Source organism: Paenibacillus amylolyticus (genome assembly GCF_001570725.1).
GTDB lineage: Bacteria > Bacillota > Bacilli > Paenibacillales > Paenibacillaceae > Paenibacillus > Paenibacillus amylolyticus_A.
Genome location: NZ_BCNV01000011.1, coordinates 199,605 through 216,833, shown reverse-complemented (window position 1 = coordinate 216,833; position 17,229 = coordinate 199,605). Strand labels below are relative to the sequence as shown.

The following is a 17,229-nucleotide window of genomic DNA, read 5'->3' as shown; positions in this document are numbered from 1 at the left end:
TTGGAACGTATCAGACGATTTATTCGCGAGTTGTCCGAACATCAGTGGCTGGAGCAATTACAGCTGCGCAGTTGGGACATTACCCGCGCTTATTATAATGTGCCAGGACAGTATGAGGATCAGGGTGAGTACCCGGAAGGGCAAGATTTTGAGCGTTTTCCGAGCAAACAGGGAACGACTTATTTCTTTAGAACACGTTTGGAGGTCCCTACAACATGGCAGCAAGCACCTTATGGGCTTGTATTTGAAACCGGAGGCGAAGGTTTGCTTCGGGTGAATGGACATTCCTATCAGGGACTTGACCGCAATCATACCTACGTCACACTTGATCCATCCAAAGTCGGAACCACTCCGGAACTTGAGATTGAGATGTTTGATCCGGTACCTGAACCTGTAGACCCGTTGAATCAACAGGCGGTTATTCAGCCGCCGATCACATCAATTACGAGCCTGCTGGTGAGACCCAATGAAGCGGTTCGCAGTCTGATGTACACCGTTATTATTGTGCGTGATTCAGCTGTGCTGCTGCCCGAAAGTGACTTCAGGCGGGTTCGCCAGTTAGAACTGGTGTATCGTGCAATGGATCAATTTGTAGGCATGTCAGCAGAAGAGATTGAGCAGGGAGAGGGTATTCGCCAGATTGAGAATAATCTGAAGCATCATGTGCGTGAGATTGGCGGCAACGCAGAAGGTCTGGAGCATATGGTGGGACAGTCCCATATTGATATTGCCTGGCTGTGGCCTGTACGTGAGACGGTACGTAAAACGAGCCGTACCTTCTCCACCGTGGATGCACTCATGAATGAATATCCCGACTATGTGTATTCCCAAAGCCAACCTTTGTTATATGCATTTTTGAAAGAGCATGACCCTGAGCTGTACGCGCGGGTGAAGCAGCGGATTGCAGAAGGCCGCTGGGAGCTGGTTGGCGGCATGTGGGTTGAGCCGGATCTGAATATCCCGAGCGGGGAGTCCCTGATTCGCCAGATGTTATATGGTCAGCGTTTCTATATGGAGGAGTTTGGCAAAACATCACAGATTGAATGGCTACCGGATACGTTTGGGTACTGTGCCTCCTTGCCGCAGATTTTGAAGCATGGCAATGTGGAATATTTCATGACGACGAAGCTCGGATGGAATGACACGAATGTATTTCCGTACGATCTCTTCCATTGGGTGGGCATTGATGGAACACCGATCCTGTCTTACCTCAATCATGGGGTTAACGAGCATACGTTGCCGAAAGACATTCATGATCACTGGCAGTCCTACCGTGAGAAAGCAGCGCATCCGGAGCAGATGCTTCTATACGGACACGGAGATGGCGGAGGCGGGGTAACACGCGAGATGCTGGAGTATGTGGATCGCGGAGACCTGATGGTTGGGCAGCCTGCAAGTCGATATAGCACAGCTGGAGCTTTCTTTGCCGGAATCGAAAAGGAACAGCCTGTACTTCCGAAGTGGCATGGTGATCTGTATCTGGAGTTACATCGGGGAACCTACACGACACATGCGCGTAATAAGCGCAACAATCGGAAAGCGGAGGTTCTATATCGAGAAGCTGAGCTGTGGAATACACTCGCTCTGCCAGATATGGAGGCGAATACCGAAGTTCAAGTGCGTTCAGCACTGCATGACGGCTGGAAATTAATTTTGCTGAATCAATTCCACGATATTATACCGGGATCGGCGATTACGGAATCCTACGTGACTTCGAATGAGGAATATGTACAGGTATTCGAATTAGGTAGAACTGGATTGAATCAGGGTATTGCAGCATTGACGAACGGTATCAACACACAGGGGCCAGAAGGTTCAGTAGCCTATGTTGTATTCAACAGCCTGGGCTGGAAAAGGAGTGCAGTCGTTCAACTTCCTGTGCAGGATGGTTTTGATCGCTACGGGATCGATGAAGAAGGCCAGCGCCTGCGAATGGATCGGGAGGATGGCAGCATGTCTATTCTTGTGACGGACATTCCGGCGTTTGGATATAAGACGATTTGGCTGGTACCGGAAAATACAAGGGAAACGAATGTACGGGAAATGACGAACCTTGCCGCACAACCAACCTTTAAGGATACATGGGATACCGCCCTGTATCATGTGCAGTTCAACGAACGTGGAGAGATCACACGTTTGTGGGATAAAACCGCAGAGCGTGAGATGCTGAAGCCGGGTGAACGTGGCAATCAACTTCACTTCTTCCACGATCGTCCAACGCTCTGGGATGCATGGGATATCGATAGTCGTTATGAGGAACAGATTGCTGGCGAAGTGGAGCTGTTGGAGAAAAAGCTGGTACTGGCGGGTTTAACGAAAGATGTCCTGCGCTTCCGCTGGAAGCTACACCAATCGGAAATCACACAAGATATCGTCTTTTATCATGACTCACGGCGAATTGACTTCCAGACACAGGTGAACTGGAATGAAGATCATAAACTTCTGAAAGTCGGCTTCCCAATTGATGTGGTGACCTCCAAAGCAACATTTGAGATTCCATTTGGTGCACTGGAACGTCCGACGCATCGCAACACAAGCTGGGAACAAGCCCAGTATGAAGTCTGTGGACATCGCTTCGCGGACGTGTCCGAATACGGATACGGCGTGAGCCTGCTCAATGACTGCAAGTACGGGTACGACGTGCAAGGAAGCACGATTCGTTTGTCCTTACTTCGTGCGCCCAAATGGCCGGATCGCACGGCTGATCTGGGAGAACATGAATTCACGTATTCCCTATACCCACATGACGGAGACTGGCGAACTGCACACACTGTACGTCAGGCGGCTGAATTGAACACGGAAGTGGTCGTGCAACAAGTAGAGCAAACACAACAGTCGCAGCAGCAAGTGGAACAGATGGAACAGGTGCAACAGAGGGATCAATCACAACAAAGCGCAGGAGCTGGAGTTTATCCAACCGCAGATGTAACGGCAACTGCCGCACAATCTCGTCCAGCAACAGGCTCCTGGGTTAACTTTAATAGTAAACATGTCATTCTCGATACGGTCAAAATGGCAGAGGATGGACAAGGCACCGTGCTGCGTTTCTATGAATCGTCAGGCAAACGCGAAAACATCACATTGCAATGGCCGCATACCTTTGAGCAAGCGTACCACTCCAACGCACTGGAAGAACCGGTCCAACCACTGGCCAATACCAATGGCCAGATTACACTATCCTTTAAACCTTACGAAATACAAACCGTGCTACTGCGGTAAACCTTTTTGAAATATTTCGAGCTATATATGTCCAGCTCTTTATTCACACGTTAACGGAGAGGACAGAAATAACCAGAAGAAGCGAAGCGTTCGCCTCAAAGCTTTCTGAAAGAAAGCTACATCGGAAGCATACGCTATCCCCAGATTTTACCCTTTAGAAAAGGGAATCAAAAAAATCTGGGGATAACAGCGATCGGAGGATATTTCTGACCGCGCAGTGGTCCCGTGTAAATTTTTTGTTTCATCCTATAGCTACACCATTCAATTTGTTTAAGGAGTTGCACTCATCCATGGAACAGTTCAGATTACCCAAAATACCAATGCCGCCCGTCGCCTTGCCACAATCCATTCAGGCCGTGCTCGAAGAAGCGGAACAGAAACTGGCTCACCGACCAAAGCTGCTTCAATTATTCAAAAACTGCTTTCCTAACACCATTGAAACAACAACGAAGTTGATGGAGGACGGTACGACTTTTGTTATCACAGGAGATATTCCGGCTTCCTGGCTGCGTGATTCCGTGGAGCAGGTGGTACATTACATTCCGTTTGCAAAAGAAGATGAGGACCTGCAACGCATTATTGGCGGGTTAATTAAACGTCATATCCAGTATGTTCACATCGATCCGTATGCTAATGCCTTCAATGAGACGGCCAACGACTGGCACTGGAACACCACGGACGAAACTGACATGTCACCTTGGGTGTGGGAACGCAAATTTGAGATTGACTCACTATGTTTCGTTGTGCGCCTGGCCTATCTATATTGGAAGGAAACCGAACTGACTGACATTTTCGATTCCAGCTTCAAGGCAGCGATGCGTAAAATCGTGGACCTATTCAAAGTCGAACAGCATCACATGGAACAATCTCCATATCGCTTCACTCGCAATAACGGTATCCCAACAGACTCCCTGCGCAATCACGGAAAAGGTATGCCAGTCAACTACACGGGTATGATCTGGTCCGGTTTCCGTTCCAGTGATGATGCGTGTGATTTCCACTACAATATCCCTGGCAACATGTTCGCGGTTGTAGCTTTGCGCCAAATGCAGGAGTTTGCCGAGTGGGTGTTCCGGGATATGGAATTCTTGCAGGAATTGAAGGATCTGGAGCAGGACGTGGATCACGGCATTCAGTTGTATGGTATTTATCGTCATCCCGAATTTGGACCGATCTATGCGTACGAGACGGACGGTTATGGCAACCACTGTCTCATGGACGATGCGGGTACACCGGGACTCATGTCCATTCCATATCTGGGTTACGTCACAGCGGATGATCCGATCTACCAGAATACGCGCCGCTTCGCTCTGAGCAAAGAGAACCCGTTCTATTATGAGGGCAAGGTTGCCAAAGGAATCGGTAGCCCGCACACTCCGCCAGATTACATCTGGCATATGGGCTTGTCCATGCAAGGACTGACTGCGCAGTCTGCCGAGGAGAAACTGGAGATTATTCGCATGCTTGAAGCGACAGATGCAGATACAGGTTATATGCATGAAGGCTTCCACGCCGATGATCCAACGATTTTTACACGAAAATGGTTTGCATGGTCCAACAGCCTGTTCTCCCAGTTGGTCTATAGATCCATGAAGGATGGCCTGTTATGAGTATGCAACCTAATGATCAAAAGCTGATTATCTTCGCTGACCCTGCGTTTCCAGTGGATGGTGCTTTTCCAACGGAGCAGGCTCTGAATACATGGAAAGCGGTTGAAGGGATCACCGTTGTAAACGCTGAAGAACTTGCAGAGGCTTTGAACGCTACAGCAGGTGAAGGATGTCTAGTGAATCTGCACGCACCCTATTTCCCCAAATCCGCATGGATGGAGATTGCAGCTTATCTGCATCAGGGAGGGAGCCTGATCAGTGTTGGCGGTGCACCCTTCAAACTTCCGGTTCGATATGAAAATGAGGCATGGGTTGTAGAGTCTGAGCAGACCGCGTATCACCAGGAGCTCTATATTCATGAGGCATTGAACGTATCTTCTGCCAACGTGCAATCGTACACGTCATCTGAATATATCCCGCTTCTTGCTGGTAAAGAGGGAATTTTCGAGATTTCAGATACATGGAATCTGATTCCACATACAACCAAAACAAGTGATCTGCCTCACCAGATGGGTTCATCCGGCCCCATGAGTACGCAGATTTATCCGTTACTTCGTGGCATGAGCAAGGATGGACGCAGTGTCGCCGCTCCGGTCGTTCTGTGGGAAAACTCCCGCGGGACTTTTGTTGGTTCACGCTGGATGTTTGTGCATCTGCCGCTGACCACCTCATTCTGGACGCAGGATGGCGCTGACGAGATTGTAAAGTGGGCGCAATTCTGTGCGCAAGGTGTAACGGAGTTATCCCTGAAAACAAATTATGCTTCGTATGATCCAGATGAACGGGCTGTACTTACACTTCAAGGCCAGATTTTACAGCGTGCAGGCAGCAGGCGTACAACGTCTGAGCTGTGGACATTCGACATAACGGTCGAGCATGAGGATCGCACAAGTGGCACGACGGAAACGGTATGGAGCCATCAACTAGAGATGGAACTTTCCGGTGAGCAGAGTTTCGAACGTATACTTCTCCCGGTTTCCATTGAAAGTGGGCTGTATCGGATCGTATGCCAAGCGCAGGCACCTGATGGAGAAGTTCGAACCTTGCGTCAAGGCTTCTGGGGTCAAGATGCAGCATTATTGGAAGAAGGGGAAGTGATTACCCGCAGCAGGGACTATTTTGTAAAAGACGGACGTCCTCTTCCTGTTGTGGGTATGACCTATATGACCTCGGATGTGGCACGGAAATTTCTGTTTTTGCCAAATGCCGATGTATGGGACCGGGATATGGCCCAAATGGCGAAAGCCGGCATCAACTGGATTCGCACGGGAATCTGGACCGCCTATCGCAACATGATGCAGGTGGACGGACATATGGCAGAGGATGTGCTTCGTGCCATTGATGCATTTATTTTAACGGCGAAACGCCACGGCTTACAGGTCACGTTCACCTTTTTCTCCTTTACACCGGAGACATGGGAAGGCACGAATCCGTATTTGGACCCGCAGAGTGTCGAGGCGCAGAAACGTTTCATCCGCAGCATCGTCAGTCGTCACACGCATACAACCCATGTGGACTGGGATCTGATTAATGAGCCATCCATGTTTGATCCGGTGCGCATCTTCTCCGCTGGCCCACGCTCGGCGAGGGATTCGTATGAACAGCAGGCTTATATCGCTTGGCTTGAGCAGCGGCATCAGACGATTGAAGCGTTGCAGGAGGCATGGAACATGTCACCGAAGCAGCTTCCCAACTTTGCAGCCGCGGTGATCCCGGAGCCGGAAGAGATTAATTTTGATGTACAGGACATGCACAAGGCCAAAAAAGGAACGCGCTGGCTTGATTACTGTCTCTTCTCTATGGAGATGCACAATGGTTGGGCTAGAGAGCTTGTAGGTACGATTAAGGATCTAGTACCGGATCATCTGGTTACCGTGGGGCAGGATGAAGCGCTTGGCGCACAGCGTCCGTCACCGTTCTTCTATGAACGTGAAGTGGATTATACAACCGTGCATTCCTGGTGGTTGAACGATGATCTGATCTGGGACGGTATTTTCGCCAAAACGCCTCATAAGCCAAATCTCATTCAGGAGACGGGCATCATGTACGTGGAAACCCCCGATGGGCGAGCCAAGCGTACGGAGGAAGAGCTTCGTGGCATTCTCGAACGCAAGTACGCCTATGCTTTCTCGACAGGCGGTGCAGGAGCGGTGCAATGGATCTGGAACACCAACTTTTATATGGATAATGCCAATGAGTCTCATATCGGAGCCCTTCGTGCAGATGGTACAGAGAAGCCAGAGGCGGATGTGTCTTATGATTTTGGCCGATTCATGCATGGCATTCGTGATCTCTTTGAAGACCGCCAGCTGGAGGATATTGCAGTGGTGTTCCCGTATTCCAATGACTTCTCCAACCGTGCCCTGGCCTATGATGCGACAACGAAGCTGACCCGTGTGATGTCCTATGATCTGAAACTGCCGTTCCGTGCGTTATCCGAATATCATCTGGAAGCGCTGGAGCAGCAGCCACCGAAACTGATCATCGTACCAAGTCCGCACAATATGGACAGCGATGCACTTCAACAATTGCTCACGTTTGCGGAGAAGGAAGGCACAAGTCTGCTTATCACTGGACCGCTGGGGCTGGATGCATACTGGAAGGCAACTGATCGGGCAGATCATATCGTAGGCAAACGCAGTCTGGGTAACGTGCAGCGGGAAGAACTGCTGAGTATTAATGGCGTGAATCACCGGGTGACCTATGGACGGCGTCGGATCGCTGAGGTGGCGAAGGAGACGTTGCTTCATGGCGATAATGGTACACCAGATGAAGTACACGTTCTGCCTTTGGGCAAAGGGAAATTAATCTGGACCCCACTGCCGCTCGAGTTAAACGGACGGGATGAACCACTCGCTGAATTGTATCGTTACGCCACTAAGATTGCTGGCATCGAACAGGAGTTGGAATGGATATCTGGCGGGGATGTCGCAGGAATCTACGGGCGGAAGCTGAGTTTTCCAAAAGGGAATCTCTATGTATTCGTATCGGAGTTTGCCTTGAACCATGAGGTTCACGTCAGAGATCAACGTACAGGTGTATCGTATTCGTTCCAATTGGAGAAAAATCGTTCGGTTCTTTTTGCCACAGATGCTTCCGGAAAGCTGAATGGCGTGTATCGCCCGGATGAGGTTGAGGTTGTACAACAAGACGAAAGAGGTGGGATAACACGATGACCAAGAAGAAGAGAGCACACATCATTTCACACACCCACTGGGATCGGGAATGGTATTTGCCGTATGAGAAGCATCATATGCGACTCATTCAGCTCGTCGATTCACTGTTGGATCAGCTTGATGAGGGATCAGACTATAAAAGCTTTTATTTGGATGGACAAACGATTATCATCGAAGATTATCTTCAGGTTCGCCCGGAGCAGAAGGAACGACTGGAGAAGCATATTCGTAATGGACGGATTGTGATTGGGCCATGGTACATTTTGCAGGATGCGTTTCTGACGAGTGGTGAAGCCAATGTGCGCAACATGCAGGTTGGGCATAAGGACGCCAAGCGTTACGGAACACCTTCGAAGATTGGTTACTTTCCCGATACATTCGGATTGGTCGGACAGACCCCGCAGCTGATGCAGCAATCGGGCATTGATAATGTGTTTTTTGGACGTGGTGTGAAGCCTACGGGATTTAATAATACGGTATCGGATGCCGGATATGAATCGAGCTTCTCGGAGCTGATGTGGGAAGGACCAGATGGATCAAAAGTGCTCGGCGTATTGTTTGCCAACTGGTACTCCAACGGAAATGAAGTTCCAGTAGACGAGGAATCGGCCCGCAAGTTCTGGGAAACGAAGCTTGCAGACGCTGAGAAATATGCATCAACCAATGAGCTGCTCTACATGAACGGATGTGATCACCAGCCGATTCAACGAGACCTGCCAGAAGCGATTCGCATGGCTGAACAATTATATCCCGATATCGAGTTCATTCACTCGAACTTTCCGGACTATCTGAACGCCTTGAGAGCATCGTCTGAACATGAGTTGTCCACGGTCAAAGGCGAATTGCGTAGCCAGCGTACCGATGGCTGGGGAACCCTGGTGAACACCGCCTCGGCTCGTGTGTATCTGAAACAGATGAACCAGCTGGGGCAGACTATGCTGGAAAAAGTGGCTGAACCACTGGCATCCTACGCCTATCTGCTTGGTCATGCCTATCCGCATGACCAACTGACCTATGCCTGGAAAACGCTGATGCAGAATCATCCGCATGACAGCATCTGCGGATGCAGTGTGGATGAGGTTCATCGCGAGATGGTGACACGGTTTGATAAGAGCCGCCATGTGGCAGAGGCTTTGATTGAGGAGAGCACCAGCCAGATTGCCACAGCCGTCGATACCTCCATATTTGAGCGTTACGGCGAAAGTGCTCGGCCTGTTGTGGTGTTTAATACAACGGGTTGGGAACGCAGCGGTGTAGTTCAGATGAAACTGGACGCGGCTCGGTTGTATTTCCGGGATGGATATACATTGGAAGAGATGGCGGCTCGGATGAACGCCGTTGACCTGTCAGGTCGCATACTGGTAGATGAAGAAGGTACGCAGATTCCATGTACGGTGGAGGATCTGGGTCTGCAATTCGGCTATGATCTACCGGATGATCGCTTCCGTCAGCCGTATAGCTGCCGGCGCGTTCGTATTCGTTTTGAAACAGAGAATGTAGCTGCATTGGGCTTGAAAACTTATGCTTTGGTGAACTCAGCGGATCGTGCCAAGAGTGAATCTCCATCGAAAACGACTACGCTGTTGCGTGGTGAACGTGGCATGGAAAATCAACACTTGATCGTCACGATTGCCGACAACGGTTCATTCACCCTCACAGATAAACGAACAGGCCGGACTTACAAGGACCTTGGCGTGTACGAAAATGTGGGCGATATCGGTAATGAATACATGTTCAAACAGCCAGAGAATGAAGTGGCATTGACAACACAAGCGCTTCAGGCTGAAATTCGGGTCCTTGAGGATACATCATACTTGGCCTCGTTCGAAGTGATTCATCATTGGGAAATACCGGAGTCGGCGGATGAGATGCTGGATCAGGAACAACGGGAGCTGATTTATTATCCATACCGCAAAGCCCAGCGATCAACTAAAATGATTCCGCTCCAGATCCGCACGGTTGTATCGCTTAGTCGTAGTGGAAAAGGCGTGCAAATGGAAACAACCTTCAACAATCAGGCGAAGGATCACCGGGTACGTGCTCTTTTCCCAACGGATCTTGTATCTGGAGTTCATCATGTGGATTCCATGTTCGAAATTGCAACGCGTGATAACAAGCCTGCACCAGAGTGGCAAAATCCAAGTAATACACAGCATCAACAAAATTTTGTGGATGTGAGTGAAAAGGACGCCGGATTGGTCGTTGCCAATCTGGGCCTGAATGAATATGAAGTCCTTCTGGATGGACGCAATACCATCGCGGTTACGCTGCTTCGTTCTGTAGGCGAACTTGGAGATTGGGGCTTGTTCCCGACACCGGAAGCACAATGCCTTGGTGAACATACATTTAAGATCGAGATCATTCCCCACGATGGAAATGGTGCAGCGTCAGGTGCATATATTGAGGCATATCAGTTCCAGGTTCCTTGGACGCTGGCACAAACCGAAGTACACCCGGGCTATCTGACACCTAACAACACACCGTTTGCATGGCAAGGGGACGGCTTGGCTTTTTCTTCGCTCAAGGTGAATGAGGATTCTGGTGATGTGATGTTCCGCTGGTTCAATATGACCACCGAGTCCGCTAACTTGAAGTTTGCTGCATCACAAGCGAATCCACAGCCATTCGAAACGGCATACAAGAGCAACATCCTGGAGGAAGAGGGCGAAATGCTTCATTCCCTCAGCATAGAAGAGGCATCAACATTATCATTTGCCAGCAAGGAATGGAACATACAGACAGGTTCATGCGAGATCGTTACTGTTGGCTTTCGCCGCTAATAAAGGTGGTTCAATAAGTCGGAAAACAGAGTTCTGAACACGTACTGTAAGGTAGAGGACTGCAAGTGTACTCTAAACTAGGCATTATGTACGGTGGTGGAAGGGTTACGCTATTTACCAGATGTATCAGTTGAGTTATTGGTTGTTTTTCTATAGAATGAACAGTAGAATTGCTAATGATCGAAAGTTCCTATGCCATCAATTTGGCCATGGGTACACTTCAATTGTTCATTCTATATTGAAACATTAAGGGGGCTTGAAGCCATGGAATCCTTGGGAGGACTGCTTCAGCAGCTGAACCCTGCCTTTCGTGAGCAATCGCGGCGGATTGCGGCGGAGTTGATGGAAAATCCGTACGTACGTGAATTCCGCGCAGGTCATCCTGAACTGCAAGATGCACAGCTCATGACCGATCTGAGCAAGCTGTTTCAGTACGCCAAAGACTCAAAGAACTGTGCGAATTGTCCGGGACTCGACAACTGTCCTAACGATTTTCAGGGCCACTTTTGCAAACTGGAAGTAGAACATTTTAACGGTAAACCCGAAATCATAGATATAAAAGCGCCTTGTTCCAAACATATCGCCCGGCAAAATGAACATATTATTAAGCAACGCATTCGCAGCTTCTATGTGGACGAGCGTGCGCTCAGTGCCGGATACAACGACGTGGAGATTATGGGCAAGGATCGGATGCGTGCTCCGGCAGTGAATCAGGTGCTTCGTTATATTAGGGAGACTAAGGAGAACGGATTATCTCCGCAAGGACTGTTTCTCGAGGGAACTTTCGGAACAGGCAAGACGTTCCTGATGTGTTATCTGTTGCATGAACTGGCGGTTGCAGGCCACACGGGTGTCATTATTTATATGCCTGACTTTGTGGAGGATCTGAAATCCATGATCAGTGAAGGGCAGAAGCTGAAGGAAATGACGGATATTTTGAAAAGTTGTGATCTGCTCATCTTTGACGATATCGGGGCAGAGAATCTGAACCCTTGGGTTCGAGATCATGTGATGGGGTCCATTCTGAACTATCGGATGAATCGCAAACCTACGTTCTATACGTCCAATTACAATCTGGATGGGCTTGAAAAGCACCTTAGCTTTACCAACCGGGACGGCGAGGAATCGAATAAAGGGCAGCGTCTCATGGACCGGATTCGTCCATTTGTGGATGTCATCTCCGTTCGGGGTGAGAATCAGCGCGGCAAACGTTGAACCGACCGATCTAAATGAACGAAATGGTTCGAGACAAGCTTAATCTCCAAATCAAATTAACGGTAGAGCTTTTGATTGTATAAAATGAGCTGATTCCAATTAAGCTCTAAAGTAGTCCCAAAAAAAGCCTGGCTTTCGCATTGTCGCGAAAACCGGGCTTTTTTTGGTCCTGCGTAAGCCTGAGTATCTTATTCGGTGATGAATTTGAAGATTACCATACCGAAAAAGATCACTGTCATCAGGCCGCCCATGCCGGCAACACCCACGATCAGATCAAACAGATCGTTGCGGGGTTCCTCGTTCACATGTTCACGCGGGTCGCTGATCCGCACATTTGCGTCCATGTTATTGCCTCCTTATAGGGAATGACAGCTTGCCCGTATGGGGGCTGAAACCCGGAGTAATTTTAGTATACTTGGAAAAGAAAGCGTTTGTAAAGATTTTGCAGTTGGCATGCCACATCCTGTAATTGTGAAGATTTGATGTTGGGAAGATGAACATTGTAGCGTTCAATTCACAAGTTTGACGTACCTGTGTTATACTGGAAGTGTCGTTCACGACGTTACAGGTTAAAATAAACCGTAAGTATATATAAGGAGGACAATTTCATGGCTATTGTTAACGTATCCGATCAATCCTTCAACGCTGAAGTAGAAGGCGAAGGAACGGTTCTTGTTGATTTCTGGGCGCCTTGGTGTGGTCCTTGTAAAATGCTCGCTCCAATCCTGGAAGAGCTGTCCACAGAAGTTGGCGATGCAGTGAAAATTGCTAAAGTTAACGTGGATGAAAATCCGGAATCTGCTTCCCGCTTCGGCGTAATGAGCATTCCAACTTTGATCTTCTTCAAAGATGGTCAACCAGTAGATAAAGTGGTTGGTCTGAACTCGAAAGATGCGCTCAAAGGAATTATCGCAAAACACCAATAATTTACAGGCTTACACATACGCCTCCGGTTTACATGCCGGGGGCGTTTTGCGTCGAATACCTTTATATAGGACAATATAAAGTATATATTTTTTATAAAATGAAACTGGAAATTTACATGTTAACGGAGAGGACAGAAGTGAGCTGTAGAAGCGAAGCGTTCGCCTAAAAGCTTTCTGAAAGAAAGCTTCATCGGAAGCGTACGCTATCACCGGAGTTTTCCCTTTTAAAAAAGGGAATCGAAAAAATCTGGGGATAACAGCGATTGAAAGATCATTCTGTCATCGGAGTCACTCATGTAACGTGAGGATTTCAGCTTTTTCGGGAAGGAGGATTCACCGAATTATGGACCAATTCATGAATGATTTGCAGGATCAGGAGAAGGCATTGGAGCAGATTCGTCATAAGCTCGCTTTGCTGCCAGACATGTCGGGTTGTTACCTGATGAAGAACAGTGAAGGCACCATTATCTATGTAGGTAAAGCCAAAGTTCTGAAGAACCGCGTACGCTCTTATTTTATCGGCAGTCATAACGGAAAGACCCAGCGGCTGGTCTCCGAAATCCGTGATTTTGAATATATCGTGACAGGCAGTAACATGGAAGCACTTATTCTGGAGTGTAACCTGATCAAGAAACATATGCCGCGTTATAACGTACTGCTCAAGGATGACAAGACATTCCCGTATCTTAAAATTACGAATGAAAAGCACCCCCGGCTTGAAGTAACCCGGCGCGTGCTGAAAGATAAAGCCAAATACTTCGGACCTTATCCGAACTCGTATGCGGCACACCAAACGAAAAAACTGCTCGACCGTATGTATCCACTGCGCAAATGTGGTGTAATGCCCAAAGAAGTGTGCCTGTATTATCACATGGGCCAGTGTCTTGCCCCTTGTGTGAAGGAAGTGGAGAAGGAGCAGTATGATCAGATTTCGCAAGAGATCGGTTCATTTCTGAGCGGTGGACATGAAGAGATTAAAAAGGATTTGCAGCGGAAGATGCAGGAAGCTGCGGAGGACCTTTATTTTGAACGTGCCAAGGAACTACGCGATCAGGTGATTGCCATCGATGCGATGATGGAAAAACAGAAAATTACAATGGCCGATGCTAGAGACCGCGATGTATTTGGTTTTGCCATTGATAAAGGCTGGATGTGTGTCCAGATTCTATATATGCGTCAGGGTAAAATGATTGAACGCCATGTCTCTACCTTCCCGTTTTACGGTGAGGCGTACAGTGACTTTATGTCCTACGTGACACAGTATTACAGCGATAATCCGGCATTGCCACAAGAGATTCTGTTGCCGGAAATGCCCAAAGATATGTCAACCGGTGAAGAAAGTACGGATACGGGTTCTGATGCTGATGGAGCGGTGCCTGCCGCAGTTACAGTGGAGTTCGAACAGACGGGACAAGTGGAGCAAAAGTTCGCTTCCCAGCCACTGGTTGCCGAGACTCGTGCAGCTTATGAAAGTTCCGCTGAGGCAGAAGATGATCAACCTGAGAGTATGCAAGAGGATGCTTCAATAACGGATACAACTGCTTCAACTGAGAAGCTCCCGGCAGGTCTGGAAGACCCAACCCAGGTTGCTGCTGCGTTACAGGAGTGGTTGGAGATCAAAGTGCTCATTCCGCAACGTGGATTGAAACGGCAGATGATTACGATGGCTGTGGATAACGCACGTGTAGCATTGGAAGAGAAGTTCCGTTTGATTGAGCGAAATGAAGAACGGACATCCAAAGCTGCCGAAGGACTGGGACGTTTTATTGGACTGGACCAGCTTCGTCGAATAGAAGCCTTTGATAACTCGAACATCCAGGGAACGAATCCGGTATCCGCTATGATCGTATTTACGGATGGTAAACCGGATAAGAAGGAATATCGGAAGTATAAGGTCCGTTCGGTTGAAGGACCGGATGATTATGAAACGATGAGAGAGGTCATCCGTCGCCGTTACGAGCGGGTATTGAAAGAAAACCTGACTCAGCCTGACCTGATTGTGGTCGATGGTGGTAAAGGGCAGATCTCGGCTGCGGTCGATATTTTGGAAAATGAGCTGGGGCTGTTTATTCCGGTATGTGGTCTGGTGAAGGATGCGAAGCATAAGACTTCACAGCTGATGATCGGTAATCCACCGGAGGTCATCTCCCTGCCTCGGGATAGTCAGGAATTTTACCTGTTGCAGCGGATACAGGAAGAAGTTCACCGTTTCGCGATCTCGTTCCACCGCGAGCAGCGGGGTAAGTCGATGGTGACGTCACGTTTGGATGCCATTCCTGGGATCGGAGAGAAGCGGCGTAAGCTGCTGTTGAAGCATTTTGGCTCTTTGCGCAAAATAAAAGAGGCCAGCGTCGAAGACTTCCGGCCTCTATCTATTGGTGACAAGTTGGCAAATCAGATTATTGCAGCACTTCGGGATGAGGAGTCGTAACATACGGCTTCTCTTTTTGTTTTGGATTGAATTTGTAGACCACATAACCAACGATGGCCGGGAGTACGATCCAGAAGAGTCCAGCAGCCATATTCAGGGCATCGCCCATAAAGATCAGGCTGAGTCCCATCAATAAGCTGTCGAAGATCACATGGGCGAATACAACGGCGATGAAGCCGTGACGCAGCATGATCAGACTGAACAGCAATCCAATCACCATCAGCTCAATGGGACGGGTGATTACCGGGTAGATCGGATACAAGGTGTGTCCCAGTGCCCAAATGATGGTTGGAATCAGACATGCAATAAATGTGTTACGCACAATCTTCTGCATCATACGAATGCCGAACAGTCGGTATACGGCTTCTTCACCAATACCGGCCATCCAGGCCATAATCGGGAAAAGCCAGGCATAGGTCATATTAAATGTAGATTGATCTGCTGACGTTGTTGACCATGTGCCAATGCTCTTCTCCAGAATGAAGAAAAGGATGGATTGCACACCCAGCAGAATGAATGCCCACAGGTAACCAGCATACATACTGTGAAGTACATATTTTCCGTATCCCGGTTCTTTGGCACGAGGCCAAGGGTTCAGACCTATTTTACGCCACATGCCGTCACCGGCAACGAGGGATAGATAGATGGTTGCACTCATGACCAGTGTAATGCCTATCTGAAATAACATCAGGAACGCTAACATGAAGTTGGAGAATCCTTGTGCCTGAAGCAGAGGAATCATGTTCAGCGTGCCAATCACCGAAGCTGCGAAATACACCAGCGAGAGAATGATCCCGCGTTTGAAAGACGTATGTGTTCGGGTCAGAATGCTATAGATAATGGCCAGCACGCCCAGAACAAGGGTCAGGAATGCATAGCCGCCATAGGTCATCCAGTTGGCTTGACGCGTCTGAGCTTTCACATAATCGGTATGGGATTCAGGGACCGAGAAGCCAGGATCGAACGATCGTACCGCACCCTCTTCAAACGTAAAGTTCAGTTCAAGCTTGGAGTCTCCAATCGTTTTTTCAGAATCTGTATACTTCAGTCCCGCTTCACCATCGCGAGTATCCAGTTGAAGTGTCGGCACTTCATAACCGAATTCGGCCAGAACGCCAGCCGCAAGCTGTTCTTTCTCGTCTAGAGACATATTGCCTTCGGCAAGCACTTGCGATGTGGTCACTTTCCCAGTGCTTTCTTCCGCCTCAATAGCGGTATAGAGGGAAGAAGGGAGTTCTCGTTTGAAGCCGACCACTTTTCCTGTTTTCATATGTACGTCAACATGAAGATAACCGCCTTTGTCCTGATCAGGCAAACGAACGCGGTATACATCGTAAGGATAGGCTGTTTCCCATTTCTGGTTATAGGCGTCGAGTTGTTTCGTTTTGGCCATATACCCGTAAATATCGGAATGTGTCTGGTAGGTTACCAGGGTGTTTCCAGCATCATTTGGCAGTGTATAGTCATCCACAGAAGCTGCGAAAGATCGTGCGGATTGCGTCGCCTGCTCCTTGGTTATGAAGGACGTAGACGAAATTTCTGTGGTTTGCGATGAGGTAGCAGGAAAGATCTGAAATACAAAAAATAGAATCAGGCCGATCGCCGCAAGCAACCCCAGACGCTTGAAGTTAGCCTTGAGTAGCAAAGGCTTCCCTAAGGGATTCATGTAATGGTGTTCCTCCTTAATCTAATATGGATATTAAAGTAAACATAGCACAGGGCGATGCCCGAATGCCAATGATGTAACGAAAACAGGTGTAAATCCTTGAAAATGAATGAAAAGGATCGAAAGAATCTGATCCATCCGTCGCCATATCTGAGTTTTTCCCTTTTTGGCTGAATTCGATCCGATTTACACAAAAAACGTTTTGT

General features: G+C 48.5%; 9 protein-coding genes. 7 read left to right on the top strand and 2 right to left on the bottom strand.

What is annotated here, in order from left to right; genetic code table 11:
* The 5 genes from PAHA3_RS28110 (at position 1) to dnaI (ending at position 12,000) form a co-directional block, all read left to right on the top strand.
* Complete coding sequence (locus PAHA3_RS28110) at positions 1-3,219, top strand: alpha-mannosidase (RefSeq protein ID WP_062837929.1); 3,219 nt, start codon at positions 1-3, stop codon at positions 3,217-3,219.
* A 290-nt stretch (positions 3,220-3,509) separates the two neighbouring features.
* Positions 3,510-4,829 (top strand): glycoside hydrolase family 125 protein, encoded by a 1,320-nt coding sequence (locus PAHA3_RS28105; protein WP_062837928.1) that lies wholly within the window; start codon positions 3,510-3,512, stop codon positions 4,827-4,829.
* Complete coding sequence (locus tag PAHA3_RS28100) at positions 4,826-8,005, top strand: beta-galactosidase (RefSeq protein ID WP_062837927.1); 3,180 nt, start codon at positions 4,826-4,828, stop codon at positions 8,003-8,005. Before PAHA3_RS28105 ends, PAHA3_RS28100 begins: the two co-directional genes overlap by 4 nt.
* The gene (locus PAHA3_RS28095; RefSeq protein ID WP_062837926.1) at positions 8,002-10,785 is read left to right on the top strand and encodes an alpha-mannosidase; all 2,784 of its coding nucleotides are present in this window, start codon (positions 8,002-8,004) and stop codon (positions 10,783-10,785) included. The genes PAHA3_RS28100 and PAHA3_RS28095 overlap by 4 nt, the downstream gene beginning before the upstream one ends.
* A 264-nt stretch (positions 10,786-11,049) precedes the next feature.
* Positions 11,050-12,000: a primosomal protein DnaI gene (gene dnaI, locus PAHA3_RS28090; RefSeq protein ID WP_062837925.1), complete on the top strand. Its 951-nt coding sequence runs from the start codon at positions 11,050-11,052 to the stop codon at positions 11,998-12,000.
* Between the two features lie 188 nt (positions 12,001-12,188).
* Here the strand turns inward: dnaI and PAHA3_RS30295 are convergent, their stop codons facing one another.
* The gene (locus PAHA3_RS30295; protein ID WP_139331949.1) at positions 12,189-12,344 is read right to left on the bottom strand and encodes a YqzM family protein; all 156 of its coding nucleotides are present in this window, start codon (positions 12,342-12,344) and stop codon (positions 12,189-12,191) included.
* A gap of 264 nt (positions 12,345-12,608) precedes the next feature.
* On the opposite strand from PAHA3_RS30295, the gene trxA reads away from it, so the two are divergent.
* A complete protein-coding gene (gene trxA / locus PAHA3_RS28085; RefSeq protein ID WP_017692451.1) occupies positions 12,609-12,926 on the top strand; it encodes a thioredoxin in 318 nt (105 codons plus the stop codon).
* 343 nt (positions 12,927-13,269) lie between these two features.
* The gene (gene uvrC / locus PAHA3_RS28080; protein ID WP_062837924.1) at positions 13,270-15,357 is read left to right on the top strand and encodes an excinuclease ABC subunit UvrC; all 2,088 of its coding nucleotides are present in this window, start codon (positions 13,270-13,272) and stop codon (positions 15,355-15,357) included.
* On the opposite strand, the gene PAHA3_RS28075 is transcribed toward uvrC, so the two are convergent.
* Positions 15,326-17,023: a CPBP family intramembrane glutamic endopeptidase gene (locus PAHA3_RS28075; RefSeq protein ID WP_062837923.1), complete on the bottom strand. Its 1,698-nt coding sequence runs from the start codon at positions 17,021-17,023 to the stop codon at positions 15,326-15,328. The two genes, uvrC and PAHA3_RS28075, sit on opposite strands and share 32 nt — an antisense overlap.
* Positions 17,024-17,229 lie beyond the last annotated feature (206 nt).

Coding starts and splice junctions, on each gene's coding strand:
- PAHA3_RS28105 (WP_062837928.1), top strand. CDS start 3,510: ATGGAACAGTTCAGATTACCCAAAATACCAATGCCGCCCGTCGCCTTG.
- PAHA3_RS28100 (WP_062837927.1), top strand. CDS start 4,826: ATGAGTATGCAACCTAATGATCAAAAGCTGATTATCTTCGCTGACCCT.
- PAHA3_RS28095 (WP_062837926.1), top strand. CDS start 8,002: ATGACCAAGAAGAAGAGAGCACACATCATTTCACACACCCACTGGGAT.
- dnaI (WP_062837925.1), top strand. CDS start 11,050: ATGGAATCCTTGGGAGGACTGCTTCAGCAGCTGAACCCTGCCTTTCGT.
- PAHA3_RS30295 (WP_139331949.1), bottom strand. CDS start 12,344: ATGGACGCAAATGTGCGGATCAGCGACCCGCGTGAACATGTGAACGAG.
- trxA (WP_017692451.1), top strand. CDS start 12,609: ATGGCTATTGTTAACGTATCCGATCAATCCTTCAACGCTGAAGTAGAA.
- uvrC (WP_062837924.1), top strand. CDS start 13,270: ATGGACCAATTCATGAATGATTTGCAGGATCAGGAGAAGGCATTGGAG.
- PAHA3_RS28075 (WP_062837923.1), bottom strand. CDS start 17,023: ATGAATCCCTTAGGGAAGCCTTTGCTACTCAAGGCTAACTTCAAGCGT.